The organism is Bacteroides sp. AN502(2024), from assembly GCF_041227145.1.
GTDB lineage: Bacteria > Bacteroidota > Bacteroidia > Bacteroidales > Bacteroidaceae > Bacteroides.
Window position 1 is genome coordinate 3463902 of the sequence record NZ_JBGFSP010000003.1, and the last position, 14780, is coordinate 3478681.

The 14780-nt window shown below is 44.7% G+C and carries 11 protein-coding genes; 5 read left to right on the top strand and 6 right to left on the bottom strand.

Features of this window, described 5'->3' with window-relative positions; all coding sequences use genetic code 11:
• The first annotated feature begins 324 nt into the window (after positions 1 to 324).
• From AB9N12_RS13545 to AB9N12_RS13560, 4 genes are all read left to right on the top strand, one after another.
• Positions 325 to 2313, top strand: a complete 1989-nt coding sequence (locus AB9N12_RS13545; RefSeq protein ID WP_369892548.1) for a family 20 glycosylhydrolase — start codon at positions 325 to 327, stop codon at positions 2311 to 2313.
• 136 nt (positions 2314 to 2449) lie between these two features.
• Positions 2450 to 3541, top strand: coding sequence for a DNA polymerase IV (dinB, locus tag AB9N12_RS13550; protein WP_369892549.1), 1092 nt, complete (start codon positions 2450 to 2452; stop codon positions 3539 to 3541).
• A 346-nt stretch (positions 3542 to 3887) separates the two neighbouring features.
• A complete protein-coding gene (locus AB9N12_RS13555) occupies positions 3888 to 5822 on the top strand; it encodes a heparinase II/III family protein (RefSeq protein ID WP_369892550.1) in 1935 nt (644 codons plus the stop codon).
• 65 nt (positions 5823 to 5887) lie between these two features.
• Positions 5888 to 6589 (top strand): DUF4627 domain-containing protein, encoded by a 702-nt coding sequence (locus tag AB9N12_RS13560; RefSeq protein WP_369892551.1) that lies wholly within the window; start codon positions 5888 to 5890, stop codon positions 6587 to 6589.
• Between the two features lie 139 nt (positions 6590 to 6728).
• Here AB9N12_RS13560 and AB9N12_RS13565 read toward each other — a convergent pair whose 3' ends face one another.
• Together AB9N12_RS13565 and AB9N12_RS13570 are read right to left on the bottom strand one after the other, a co-directional pair.
• Positions 6729 to 7907: a C1 family peptidase gene (locus tag AB9N12_RS13565; RefSeq protein ID WP_369892892.1), complete on the bottom strand. Its 1179-nt coding sequence runs from the start codon at positions 7905 to 7907 to the stop codon at positions 6729 to 6731.
• A 91-nt stretch (positions 7908 to 7998) separates the two neighbouring features.
• Entirely contained in the window at positions 7999 to 8136 is a 138-nt protein-coding gene (locus AB9N12_RS13570) for a hypothetical protein (protein WP_369892552.1), read from the bottom strand.
• Positions 8137 to 8460: 324 nt separating this feature from the next.
• Between AB9N12_RS13570 and AB9N12_RS13575 the strand changes: the two genes are divergently transcribed.
• Positions 8461 to 11184 (top strand): transglutaminase domain-containing protein, encoded by a 2724-nt coding sequence (locus AB9N12_RS13575; protein WP_369892553.1) that lies wholly within the window; start codon positions 8461 to 8463, stop codon positions 11182 to 11184.
• A 289-nt stretch (positions 11185 to 11473) separates the two neighbouring features.
• On the opposite strand, the gene AB9N12_RS13580 is transcribed toward AB9N12_RS13575, so the two are convergent.
• From AB9N12_RS13580 to AB9N12_RS13595, 4 genes are all read right to left on the bottom strand, one after another.
• Positions 11474 to 12229: a copper homeostasis protein CutC gene (locus AB9N12_RS13580; RefSeq protein ID WP_369892555.1), complete on the bottom strand. Its 756-nt coding sequence runs from the start codon at positions 12227 to 12229 to the stop codon at positions 11474 to 11476.
• 278 nt (positions 12230 to 12507) lie between these two features.
• Positions 12508 to 14043, bottom strand: a complete 1536-nt coding sequence (rny, locus tag AB9N12_RS13585; RefSeq protein WP_369892556.1) for a ribonuclease Y — start codon at positions 14041 to 14043, stop codon at positions 12508 to 12510.
• A gap of 123 nt (positions 14044 to 14166) precedes the next feature.
• Positions 14167 to 14457, bottom strand: coding sequence for a cell division protein ZapA (locus tag AB9N12_RS13590; protein WP_369892557.1), 291 nt, complete (start codon positions 14455 to 14457; stop codon positions 14167 to 14169).
• An 11-nt stretch (positions 14458 to 14468) separates the two neighbouring features.
• Positions 14469 to 14762, bottom strand: a complete 294-nt coding sequence (locus AB9N12_RS13595; protein ID WP_369892559.1) for a hypothetical protein — start codon at positions 14760 to 14762, stop codon at positions 14469 to 14471.
• Positions 14763 to 14780: the final 18 nt, after the last annotated feature.

Consider the following 14780-nt stretch of genomic DNA (forward strand, 5'->3'; position numbering starts at 1 on the left):
ATCGTTCAATAGGACTTGTTAGACAGCCTCTCTTTTATAATCAATTCTTACAGATAAGCATAACTTGGGCTCGGTAGTAAATTAATGGCGGATAAATTTAATTTTGAAAAACATTCTATCAGATGAAAAACAAACTGTGTACCCGGTATTGTCGAATCGTGAGTTTTTTGTTCTGAAGATGAGTCGGATTACGTTACCGGCTTCCGGTCAGAAGGTGAAATGGATCTGTCTTCATCTACCTGCTTTCCCTTCTTCTGTAAGGGGGCGAAGGATGGAAACAATATGCCTGCATGATATTAATCACATATATATAGTATTGAGTTTATGAGAAAACTGCTGTTTGCTTTGTGTTATCTGTTGGTGGCAAGTTTTACCGTTTCTGCACAAGAAGCTTGTCCTAGTGTTATCCCTGCTTTGCAACAATGGAGTGGGGGGAAAGGAAAACTTTCTATGCCTACTGAAGGAAATATTGTTGTAAACCCTGACAATGAAGCGCAACTTTTGTCCGTTGCCCGGCTATTGGTTGATGATTTGAAAGACTTAATGAACTGGAACTACATCATAAAAACGGGAAAGCCACAAAAGAATGACATCTATCTCTCGTTGATAAATACCGATAAAGAGTTAGGAGAGGAAGGGTATGTATTGGCTGCCAATCACTATGCAAGCATCGAAGCACCTACTGCGAAAGGACTCTTTTGGGGAACACGCAGTCTTTTACAGATATTGTATAATCAGCAAGGTAAATTGCCGAGAGGAACAGCGCGTGATTTTCCGAAATTCCCCTGTCGTGGATTTATGCTGGATGTAGCCCGTAAATTCTTCACATTGGACTATTTGAAGCAGTATGTCAAGATCCTTTCGTTTTACAAGATGAACGAGTTTCAGATTCATTTGAATGACAACGGTTTCCCGCAATTCTTCAATAATGATTGGAACATGACTTATGCCGCTTTTCGTTTGGAAAGTGAACGCTTTCCCGGACTGACAGCTAAGGATGGCTCGTATACCAAACAGGAATTCTCGGATTTACAACGTATGGGGATGGATTATGGAGTGAATGTCATTCCCGAGATAGATATTCCTGCACATTCTCTTGCTTTTACACATTACAAACCGGAAATCGGCAGTAAAGAATACGGAATGGATCATCTTGACCTTTATAAAGAGGAGACTTATCATTTTCTCGACACCTTGTTTGATGAGTATCTTTCCGGTGAGCATCCCGTATTTGTCGGTCCTGACGTGCATATCGGTACGGATGAATACAACAAGAAGGAAGCGGAACAGTACCGTTATTTCACAGACCGTTATCTGAAATATGTTGAGAAATATGGTAAGAATCCCCGGATGTGGGGAGGTTTGAAATGGCTTCCCGGTAAGACTCCCGTCAAGGCGGAAGGGGTGACTGTCAATGCATGGTCGTACGACTGGATAGATCCCGAGGTCTCTTTAAAGGACGGATATCGGTTGATAAATACGTGTGACACCTATCTCTATATTGTGCCGGGAGCCGGTTATTATCGCGAATTTCTGGATCATAAATGGATTTATGAATCCTGGAGTCCCTGGTTGATGAACAGAAACCAGACACTTCCCGAAGGAACTCCGGGCGTATTGGGCGGGATGTTTGCTGTATGGAATGATATGTGCGGCAACGGTATTTCCGAGCAGGACGTACATTTCCGTTCTTTCCCGGCCGTTCAGGTACTGGCGGAAAAGCTTTGGAAAGGAGATACAAAGACGGTTCCTTATGAATCCTTTGAGGCTTTGTGTCAGGTGATGCCGGAAGCTCCGGGAGTAAATCTGCTGGCACGGATTCCCGGAGAGACACGTCTGACTCCTTCGGGAAAGATCTGTTCACTGAATGGTACAGATACCATTCGTACTGTTTTGCAGGAAGTAGGCTATCCCTATGCGGTATCATTCAGCATCTGTCCGGACAAGGATACTAATGTTAGCGGTATTCTATTCGAAAGCCCCCATTCGAAAGTTTATACGAATTGGGAGAATACCGGACGGATTGCTTTTAGCCGTGATGGTTATGTATTCGTTTTCGGCTCTTATCGCCTTCCGACAGAGGAATGGACCGATATCCGTATTGAAGGAGATTACAAAGGAACTTCTCTATACGTCAATGGTAAACTGCAGGAACGTTTGGAAGGACGTAAGATGAAAGCATATCATGAGAAATACAAACGCATGGATTATATGCTTTATCAGGAGACACTGTTTTTCCCTTTACGTCAAATGGGTGATCCGCTGAATGGATTCAAAGGGATGATACGGGATGTAATTGGGATACAGAAGTAAGATGACAGCAGGAGTGATACCTGTTTACCACCCCAAAATGTGGAGGATATCGTGCATGCTTTTCTTGTAAATCCCACCATTCTGAAGCTTCGATTTTCAAAAAAATATCGTAAGTTTGCTCCGCTAATTCCAAAGAATGACGCAGAGAAAGATTATACATATCGACATGGATGCCTTCTATGCCTCTGTGGAGCAGCGTGATCATCCTGAACTTCGTGGCAAACCTTTAGCGGTGGGTCATACCGAAGAGAGGGGAGTTGTAGCTACGGCCAGCTATGAGGCGCGGCGTTACGGTGTCCGTTCCGCCATGGCTTCGCAAAAGGCGAAACGCCTTTGTCCCCAACTTATTTTTGTACCCGGCAGGATGGATGTCTATAAATCTGTCTCCCGTCAGGTGCATGAGATTTTCCACGAATATACCGATAGGATCGAACCTCTGTCTTTGGATGAGGCTTTTCTGGACGTTACAGAGAATAAGAAAGGTATCTCCTTGGCCGTGGATATAGCAAAGGAGATAAAGCAGAAGATTCGTGAACAGCTCAGCCTTGTGGCATCTGCCGGAGTCTCTTATAATAAGTTTCTGGCTAAAATAGCTTCGGACTATCGCAAGCCGGACGGATTATGCACCATTCATCCGGAACAGGCTCTTGATTTTATCGCCCGTCTTCCTATCGAATCTTTCTGGGGAGTGGGTCCTGTGACCGCCAAGAAGATGCATTTGCTGGGCATCCACAATGGACTTCAACTGCGGAAATGCTCTCTTGAAATGCTGACCGCTCATTTCGGGAAAGCCGGCGCACTCTATTATGACTGTTCCCGAGGAATTGACGAACGTCCTGTGGAGGTCACTCATGTCCGTAAATCCATCGGATGCGAACGTACCTTGGAACGGGATATATCGGCCCGTTCATCAGTGATTATCGAACTATACCACGTGGCGCTGGAACTGGTCGAGCGTCTTCAACGAAAAGAGTTCAAAGGAAACACGCTGACTTTGAAAATCAAGTTTCATGATTTTACTCAGATTACCCGAAGCCTTACTCAATCGCAGGAACTGACTACCTTAGACCGGATACTCCCTCTTGCTAAAGAACTGCTTAAAAGTGTCGAATATGAGCAACATCCCATCCGGCTCATCGGACTTTCCGTTTCTAATCCCAAAGAAGAAGCCGATGAACGGCACGGTGTTTGGGAACAGTTGAGCTTTGATTTTGGCGATTGGGAGTAAGACCTGAAAAAGGAAAGAGAACAGAAGGGCAAGATAGAGTCTTTGTTTTTGCTAAAATGGAGCCTTTGCTTTGCTAAAATAGAGCCTCTGTTTTGCTAAAATGAAGCCTCTGTTTTGCTAAAATAGCACCTCTGTTTTCTTAGAACGAAATCTCTGTATTTTGAGAAGAAATCTCAGCTTAGATATAAGTGAAATCGATTATGCTATCCCCAAAAGCTTAAAACGAAGCAAGGATGAATACAAATCTTGAAGTATGTACTATTTTGTCATCAGGTTCGTATGATTTATTCACCTCATTTTTTATCGGATACCCTATCTTTGCCATACTTAAATGAATAAAAATACCATGAATCGAATGAAACATTTGCTTTGTGTTTTGGGGGTAGCGGCTTTGGGAACTCTTTCTCTCAAGGCAAACGCATCTATCGAACGCAATATGCTGCAGAAAGCGGCAGACGAAACTACGTTGAAAAACGTGTTGGTAATGAAACAGGCTTGGGTGCCTTACCCCGCTTATACAGATCGCGCTGCCTGGGATTCGTTGATGGGACCTAACAAACAGCGTCTCATCGAAGCGGGTGAAAAACTGCTCGACTATCAATGGCAACTGATACCTGCCACTGCTTATCTGGAGTACGAACGTAGCGGTAACCGGAAGGTGATGGAAGTGCCTTATGACGCCAATCGCCGGGCACTGAACACCTTGATGCTCGCCGAACTGGTCGAAGGGAAAGGACGATTCATCGACCAACTGCTGAACGGAGCATATATGAGCTGTGAAATGAATTCATGGGTCTTATCCGCACACTTGCCTCGCCAGAGCAGTAAACGTTCACTGCCCGATTTTCGCGAACAGATTATCGACCTCGGTTCAGGCGGATATGGAGCTTTAATGGCATGGGTACACTATTTCTTCCGTAAACCGTTCGACAAAATCAATCCCGTGGTATCCTTACAAATGCGTAGGGCAATCAAAGAACGTATCCTCGATCCGTATATGAACGACGATGAGATGTGGTGGATGGCTTTTAACTGGAAACCGGGGGAAATCATCAATAACTGGAATCCCTGGTGCAACTCGAATGTCCTGCAGTGTTTCTTGCTGATGGAGAACAATAAAGATAAGTTGGCAAAAGCCGTTTACCGCTCCATGCAATCAGTCGACAAATTCATCAATTTCGTGAAGTCCGACGGTGCCTGTGAAGAAGGTACATCCTACTGGGGACATGCTGCCGGAAAACTCTATGACTATCTGCAGATACTCTCCGACGGTACGGGTGGTAAACTGTCTCTGTTCGACGAACCGATGATTCGCCGGATGGGAGAGTATATGTCCCGCTCATACGTGGGCAATGGCTGGGTGGTGAACTTTGCTGATGCATCGGCACAAGGAGGAGGTGATCCCTTGTTGATCTATCGTTTCGGTAAAGCTGTGAACAGCGATGAAATGATGCATTTTGCCGCTTACTTGCTGAATGGGAGAGAGCCGTATGCCACCCTGGGCAACGATGCTTTCCGTTCTCTTCAGTCTCTGCTTTGCTGTAGTGAGCTTGCAAAAGTGGCTCCGAAACATGAGATGTCGGATGTGACCTGGTATCCTGAGACGGAGTTCTGCTATATGAAGAACAAGAATGGCATGTTCGTTGCCGCTAAAGGCGGATTTAATAACGAAAGTCATAATCACAATGATGTGGGTACCTTCTCTTTATACGTGAATACGATTCCTGTGATGATTGATGCCGGTGTGGGTACCTATACCAAACAGACGTTCGGTAAAGACCGCTATACCATCTGGACGATGCAGAGCAATTATCACAACTTGCCGATGATTAACGGGGTGCCGCAGAAATTCGGGCAGGAGTATCAGGCGACAAACACCGTTTGCAATGAGAAGAAACGGACATTCTCCACGGATATAGCTACTGCCTATCCGGCAGAGGCGAAAGTGAGAAGCTGGATTCGCTCGTACGCACTTGATAATCATAAATTAACGGTGAGTGACCGGTACACCTTGGATGAGGTGATTGCTCCGAATCAACTGAATTTCTTAACCTGGGGCAATGTGACTTTCCCGGCTGAAGGGAGAATCCGAATCGAAGTGAAGGGACAAAAGGTGGAAATGCATTATCCGTCGTCATTTAAAGCCGGACTGGAAACCATCGAGTTGGATGATCCGCGCTTGTCTAACGTATGGGGGAAGGAGATTTACCGCATCACCCTCAAGACTGAAGAAAGGAAAGCGACCGGTAAATATGAATTCGTGTTTCAACAAGTGAAGTAGGAGTAAGGAGAGCTTTTAAGCAAGAGAATTTAAGAATAAACTATAAACTATTAAATCACAGTAAGATGAAAAAAGTATTATTTGCCGGCCTTTTGCTCATTGCAGGGGTCAGCGTGAGTGCACAGAACTTGATAAAGAATGAAAAATTTGCTACTGAAGTAAAGGCTAAAGTGACGAATGCCAATAAAGCTACTGCAGGAGAGTGGTTTGTCCTGAATAACGAAGCTGATGGTGTGACCACTATTGCTTGGGAACAAACGGGAGATGCTAAATATCCCAATGCGGTGAAATTCGACAACTCCGGTGCCGATAAGAATATCTCTTGGTATAAGGCTTTCCTGGGACAACGCATGACCGATGGGTTGGAAAAAGGAATCTATGTGCTTACTTTCTATGCTAAAGCGAAAGAAGCCGGTACTCCGATAGGGGTATACATCAAACAGACTCAGGAAGAAAAGGGAGATAATGGTAAGTACAATACTACTTTTTTCATGCGTAGAGACTACGATGCAGATGCTCAACCGAAGGCTTCCGGCGCACAGTACAACTTTAAAATCAAAGATGCCGATAAATGGACTAAAGTAGTGGTTTACTACGATATGGGACAGGTGGTTAATACAATTAGCAGTAAGCAGGCAAATGCTGACTTGGAGGTCTCTGATACTGACGATGATGCCGCTATTCTGAAAGATTGTTATCTGGCTATTCTTTCACAAAACAAAGGGGGCGTGATCGAGATCAGCGACGTGACATTGAGAAAGAAATAAAGGCTAAAGGGGTTGATAATAGGTTAACAAAAAACAGGGCAATGGAGTCAGATACTTCGTTGCCCTGTTGCTTTGTTATATGGATAAAGGATGTATGAAACAATCAGCTCCCGCTTGGAGAGTAGGGATGCCGTGCGGCTTATCGAATGCCGAGTCTCTTTCTCAAATCCTTTGGCAGAGAATCTTTATGTACCATGACACAAATTGTTTTGGCACGTACATAACTTTCAGACATGTTCAGATAACCTCCGGAGGGATTGCTGTCGGCTCCCCAGGAATTCTTGGTGATATAATATTTAGTACCGTTCCGGTCTTTTGCAATGCCTGTGATGTGCATCAGGTGGTCATCGGTCGTTACAAACTGCTCGTAACCCTTCTGGCGGATTTCCGGTGTAACATCGATTTCCGGATAAGGATGCTCGAACTTGAACACTTCATCCATACGCTGATGCTTAGGCAGGGGCTCAAAGCGGGCACGATCGGTCGTTGAGTAATCTTTCATATCCTCTACTTGCGGGTTGATGGCGATTCCGTTCTTGAAAGAGAAACCTTGTTCGCTGACGTCACCATCCCAACATACGGTGTATCCCTTGTTCAATGCATGGTCGATGGCTTCGATCAGTTCGTCCAGCGGAAGATTGTACATCGGCTGATTCTCCCAGTTGTCGGGCACTTCCGGTGAGAAGGTCTCATAATAGGGCTTATGGGTGAAACTGGTCAGCTCGATATAATCCTCCATGTTCAATCCCAAACTTTCTGTGAAAGACTGAGGGGTATATTCCTTTCCTTTGTAGGTAAACTTTTCAGGAAGCTTGCCCAGATAGATATCGAACAGATGGTTGATGAGGGCATCAAACTCCGGAGTACGCTTCTTGGAAGCTATATTGGCGTCGACCAATGCTTTGAGGTAACGTGACAAGGCTCCGTGGTTATGAGCTTTGCTGCCGTTTGGCAGTCCGGTGTATGCTTCTTCCGGAACGATTCCCGTTTGCTTATAAGCATTCTTGAAGGTGTGTGCCAGACTTCCTTCCCCAATGCTTCCTTTGCCACGGCGCAGATAATTGTCTTCGATCTGATTCATGTACTTCTGGCGGACGATAAACATCTCCGAGAGATCATATTCTCCTTTTCCCATACGGAGCAGTTCCGATTCCATAAAAGAAGCGGTGGCAAAGCACCAGCAGGTTCCTGTGGAGCTCTGATCTTTGACGGGTGTTGCTTGGTGAGAGACAACGTTTGTGAATTCATAACCGGGTGTTTGTGCAAAAGAGGTTGCGGCTAGTAGAAACAGCGCAACCGACATACATAGCTTTTTCATCATGTGTGTATTATTTTTTTTCTGCAAATGTATAAAAAAAGCGGGGATACTCGAAAGTTCCTCGCTTTTTTTAGTATAATAGGGTGTTTATTTACATGGCAATCTGCTGTGACAGCAGTTTTTGAAGTTTACCGTTCAAGGTTTGACACATAGTACCATTTCCCATTGCTTGATAGCGTTTGATGCGGTACTGTAACATCATAATTTTTTCATTTACATTCTTTTTCATTGTTTGTTTCCTCTTTTTTGCTCTCCACGTTTTGAAGAGCGGTTTTATATCTTGTTTTCTTTAATAACACTGCAAAGATACGAATTGTTTTTGAATGATGTGCTATAAAACATAGAAATTTTCTTTTTATTTTAAATTTTCTTTTTATAAAGGGCCGAATACGCTCCATGTTACAAACGTGTTACAAAGTCTCTGCAATTCTCCACCGGTGATGATATTGTTCTTATCTATCACATTTTTTATGTATTTATCTAGGCTTTCAGAAAATATTCTTGTATTTTTGTCAGTCAGTAACCTTATTATTTGAATAAACCAACGATTCGTATGAAAACATTTACCCATCTTTTGTGTGTCCTGATTTTGTCAGTTGTGCTGTTTGCATGTAACAATACTCATTTTCTCAAAGAAGAAGCCTACCGGAATCAGGTGGCTCAAGACTTTGAACTGAAGAAACAGGCACTTCCTCATGGAGATTTATTTGCGATTTTTACCGATTCGGTTTTGTCACCCTACGAGCGCGAAGCATTGATGTTTCTCTATGCTTATATGCCTATCGGTGATGTGACGGACTATTCGGGCGATTATTACCTGGAGAATGTCCGGCTGTCAAAGCAGACGCGCAGCGAAATGCCTTGGGGGAAAGAGATTCCCGATGAAGTGTTTCGGCATTTTGTTTTGCCGATCCGGGTGAATAATGAGAACCTGGATGATTCCCGTCGTGTGTTTTATGGCGAACTGAAAGAGAGGGTGAAGGGACTGTCGATGAAAGAGGCTATATTAGAGGTGAATCACTGGTGTCATGAGAAAGTGATCTATCGTCCGAGTGATGCGCGTACCAGTTCGCCATTGGCTTCGGTCAAGACAGCGTATGGACGTTGTGGTGAAGAGTCTACATTTACCGTGGCTGCCCTCCGGGCGGTTGGTATTCCGGCGCGTCAGGTGTATACGCCTCGCTGGGCGCATACGGATGATAATCATGCCTGGGTGGAGGCATGGGCAGACGGACATTGGTATTTCTTCGGAGCCTGTGAGCCGGAGCCGGTTTTGAATCTGGGATGGTTCAATGCTCCTGCCAGTCGGGGAATGTTGATGCATACGAAGGTCTTCGGGCGGTATAACGGTCCGGAGGAGATTATGCTGGAAACGCCGAATTATACGGAAATCAATGTGATTGATAATTATGCGCCTATCGCTAAGGCCGTCGTGACGGTGACGGATGCCGGAGGGCAACCGGTAGAGGGCGCTAAAGTTGAATTTAAGATATACAATTATGCGGAGTTCTATACGGTAGCCACGAAGTATACGGATGCGGAGGGGAAAGCCAGCCTGACTGCCGGTAAAGGAGATATGCTGGTTTGGGCATCCCGTGACGGACGATTTGGTTATGCTAAATTATCTTTTGGAAAAGACCATGCACTGCAGCTCTCTTTAGATAAGAAAGAAGGGGAGGCTTATTCCTTGCCCATGGATCTTATTCCTCCGGTAGAAGGGGTGAATATCCCCGAAGTCACTCCCGAACAGCGGGCGGAGAACGACCGGCGAATGGCGCAAGAGGACTCGATCCGTAATGCGTATGTGGCAACAATGATGACGGAAAAACAAGCCGAAGAGTGGGTCGACAAACTATATGGGAATGCTTTGACATCGGAGAAGAAAGAAAAACTGGCAGGCTTTATGGTTGCTTCCCGAGGGAATCACCAAACATTGAAAGACTTTCTTTTGCTTGTCAGAAAAGAGAAAGAGGCTGTCTCATGGGAAGAAATGCGTGCCATGTGGATATTGGAGAGTCTCTCGGCAAAAGATCTCCTTGATGTAACGCTGGAGGTGCTGGAAGATCATTGGCAAACGAACCTTGCGGATTGGGAAAAGATAGATCTTGAACGTTTGAAAAGATTATATCTCAATCCTCCCCGCATAGCCAACGAAATGCTGACTCCTTATAAAAAGGCACTTCGCGAAGCGATTGAAAAGACGGTGTACCAGTCGGTTCCCGATAGCATGAAACGCGATCCTAAGGTATTGATAGAGTGGTGTAGAAAAGAAATTAAAATCAATAATGAATTGAATTCCCAACAGATTCCCATCTCTCCGATGGGGGTATGGAAAGCGCGGGTGGCTGATGAGAAGTCACGTGACATATTCTTTGTAGCGGCTTGCCGGAGCATGGGATGGATGCCTGCCTGGATTGATGAGGTGACCGGAAAGGTACAGATTCTAAATAAGGAGTTGGCTTTGGAAGATGTTGATTTCGAGACGGCTGCATCTGTATTGTCGCAAAAAGGTGTGTTGAAGGCTAACTACACGCCTATCCGTTCGTTGGATAACCCTAAATATTATTCGCATTTCACGCTTTCCAAGTTTAAAAACGGCACTTTCCAGTTGCTTAACTATGATGAAGGGGGAGCAGATATGGGCGAGGGGACTACCTGGCGGAATCTATTAGAATGCGGGAAAGAGCTCGATGAAGGGTATTATATGATGGTGACCGGAACCCGTCTGGCAAGCGGTGCGGTGCTTTCCAACATTACATTCTTTACGATAGAACCGGGCCGGACAACAACCATTGATCTGGTGATGCGTGAAAGCCGGGATCAGGTGCAGGTGATCGGTAATTTCAATTCGGAAGCTACTTATCGTCCGGTGGGTAACAGTGGGCTGCAAAGTATGCTGCAAACTTGCGGACGTGGTTATTTTGTAGTAGCTGTTCTTGGAGTGGGGCAGGAGCCTACCAATCATGCACTAAGAGACATCGCTGCTTTGGGCAATGACTTCGAACAGTGGGGACGCAAAATGGTCTTTCTTTTTCCTTCGGAAGAACAATATAAGAAATTTAATGCCGATGAATTCAAGGGGCTTCCGTCTACCATCACTTACGGTATCGATACTGATGATAGCATTCGGAAAGAAATTGTGCAAGCGATGAACTTGAATAACTCCATTCTGCCTGTCTTTATCATTGCCGACACATTCAATAGGGTAGTCTTTGTGTCTCAAGGATATACGATTGGTTTAGGTGAGCAATTGATGAAGGTTGTACATGGATTATAAGAAAAATCAGAAGGTATGACCGTTTTTTCGGATACCGGATACTGCTGTGGCAATGTAAAAATAACGTCCGTTCGATATAATTTTTAGTAACTGCAGAGGCTGTCTGACAAGACCTATTTTAACGATTTCGAGGGTGTGTCATAATGCCTAAATAGAAAGATTTGAGACCTGTTAGACAGCCTCACCATGCGGATGAAGTTATATCGCATTGACGTTAAAATAGAAATGGTGAACAAAAAGCTTCAAAGTTGTCTGTTCACCATTTCTTAGTATGTAGTAGGGCGATAACTTACCTCTTTTTATGTAGAGCTTCCATTGTCTCTTTGACTCTTCGGACGGAAGTCACGTTCCGTTCGTACTCGTTGATATGTACTGTTCCGCCCATTGAGACTACTTCATTTCTGAATTTCATTCCACTTTCAATGCTTTCGCGTGCCGAGAAATGAAACTCGTTGATACCGGTTCCTGCTGCAATCCGTGCAATGTTATTTTCATTGACTCCACAGCCGGCGAGTAACGTAATTCTGCCCGCAGCCAATCCTTGCAACTCTTTTAAAAGGCGGATGCCTTGTTCTGCCGTAGGTTGCTGACCGGAAGTCAGAATACGATTGCATCCCAGCTTGATGATCTCCTCCAGTGCCTTTTGCGGATTACGACATACGTCGAATGCCCGGTGGAAGGTGACTGACAACCCTTTAGAGGCTTCCATCAAAGTCTGCATGGAGGTGATGTCTACCTCGCCGTCTGCTGACAGACAACCGAATACAACTCCGTCTGCCCCCAATCTCCGTGCAATTTCGATGTCTTTCAGCATGGTACTGATTTCTATATCCGAATAAAGAAAATCTCCTCCACGTGGTCGGATGATAACGTGCAGGCGGGTATGAGTCAGCACTTCCCTTGCAATGGCTATTTCACCGTAGGAAGGGGTTGTCCCACCTTCCGGAATTCCGGCACACAGCTCTACGCGGTCTGCGCCACCTTCCTGTGCAGCCAGACAGCTCTCTACTGAATTGGTACAAATCTCAAATTGATACTTTCCCATAGTCGTGATATTAAGAAGAGGAGGTGTCATAACTCTCATTAATTAAAAATCGAGGGTGTGTCATAATGCCTAAATATAAAGATCTACCCCTGCCACAGATAGCTATAGCAGGGGTAATCTCCTCAAAAAGGGAATATTGACACACCCCCCAATTCCGATCGAAGAGGAGTTATGACACCTCCTTTATGTGAATCTTTTTTTGAATTTATGTGAATCCTCTTTTGAATTTATATGAATCTTCTTTTGAATCTGTATGAGTTTTCTTTTGAATCGTTACGTTATTTGGCGAAACTTACCGCACGTGTTTCACGGATGACGGTAATCTTCACCTGTCCCGGGTAAGTCATTTCATCCTGAATCTTTTTGGCAATTTCACCTGACAGGCTCTCTGTCTGCTTGTCGTCGATCTTATCTGCACCGACAATAACGCGGAGCTCGCGTCCTGCCTGGATGGCATAAGTCTTTGTTACACCCGGATAAGACATGGCCAGTTGTTCGAGATCGTTCAACCGTTTGATATAAGCCTCTACGATTTCGCGGCGTGCACCCGGACGTGCACCGGAGATGGCGTCACATACCTGTACGATAGGAGCCAGCAGACTGGTCATTTCCGTTTCGTCGTGGTGAGCACCGATAGCGTTGCAGATATCCGGTTTCTCTTTGTATTTCTCGGCAAGTTTCATACCCAGTAATGCGTGTGGCAATTCCGGCTCTTCATCGGGTACTTTACCGATATCATGCAGCAAACCTGCACGTTTTGCTTTCTTCGGGTTCAGTCCCAGTTCAGATGCCATCACAGCACAAAGATTGGCTGTCTCACGTGCATGCTGCAATAAGTTCTGGCCGTAAGAAGAACGATATTTCATCTTACCGATGATGCGGATCAATTCAGGGTGCAGACCGTGGATACCCAGGTCGATGGTTGTACGTTTACCGGTTTCGATAATCTCTTCCTCCACCTGTTTGCGCACTTTAGCCACCACTTCCTCGATACGGGCCGGGTGGATACGTCCGTCGGTCACGAGCTGGTGCAATGCCAAGCGGGCAATTTCACGGCGAACCGGATCGAAGGCAGAAAGAACGATTGCTTCCGGAGTGTCGTCAACCACGATTTCAACACCGGTAGCGGCTTCCAAGGCACGGATATTACGTCCTTCACGTCCGATAATACGTCCTTTGATTTCATCCGATTCAATATGGAATACCGTAACGGAGTTTTCAATGGCAGTCTCCGTAGCTACCCGTTGGATAGACTGGATGACGATCCGTTTCGCTTCTTTGCTGGCGGTTAACTTGGCATCGTCCATAATGTCGTTGATGAATGATTGTGCCTGCGTTTTGGCTTCTTCTTTCAGTGATTCTACCAATCGCTCTTTAGCCTCCTCGGCAGACAATCCGGAGATTGCTTCCAGTTTCTCGATTTCCTGTTGTTGCAGTCTATCAAGTTCGTCTTTTTTCTTATCAACAATGACAAGTTGGGCTTCCAGGTTTTCTTTAACAGCTTCGGCTTCCATCTTTTTACGTTGGATTTCCTCCTGCCGCTGGTTCAGAACCATTTCACGTTGTTTCAGTTTGTTTTCCGCCTGCTGAATCTTCTGATTCCGCAATGCTACTTCTTTCTCAAGGTCTGCTTTTTTATTCAGGAATTTCTCCTTTACTTCCAGCAGTTTGTTTTTCTTAATGACTTCCGCTTCCGTTTCCGCTTCTTTCAGGACATTGTCGTATTTGGATTTCAGTACATACCGGAATAGTATATATGAAAGGATTCCTCCTACGATGAAGCAGGCAATTGCCGTTACTATTATTGCTATCATTTTACATTTAAATTAAATATATAAATAAAAACGCACCGCTACCTATCTAAGCATATCTTTCTGCTTGGATATTGTGCAGTGCGTGGTTGTTTTATCTCTTATCAGTGAATAGCCGGTCGAAACTTATTTCTCATTAAAATAATCTTCCAGCAATTCTGTCAGTTCTTTTACCTTCTCCACATAGGGGCTAGTATCATTACGTTGCATCAATTGCAGTTTCTCTAACGAGAACTGATAGGCTACCATGGCAATAACTTTCTCAGGTTCCAGATTCTTATAAGCTTCCCGATACTTATTAAGCCTGATATTTACCTGCTTGGCGGCTTCCCGTACCATTTGTTCTTCCTCACGGTTGATGGTTAACGGATAGTTTGAATCTGCTATCTGCAGGTTTATCTTTATTTTATCGTTCATACATCTTCTTCTTATTCATTCAACAAAGCGATGCATTTATCGACTTCACGCACTAATTTTGACAATCGCAGCTTCGTCTCTTTCACGTCGCTGCCGTTAAGGCTGATTGCCGTAGCTGTTTTTAGGTTTGTATAGCTGACTTCCAATTCATTGTATTGAGCTTGTACCTTCTCATTTTTTAGCTTTTCATTATCGAGAAGCTTTCTCAACTCGGCATTTTCACGTTTTAGTTCATCGTGCAAATAAATCAAATGCCGTAGTTGCGTTTCAAAGGTATTCAATAACTTTTTTTCTTCTTCTGTCATCACTACACCAAAATTGTA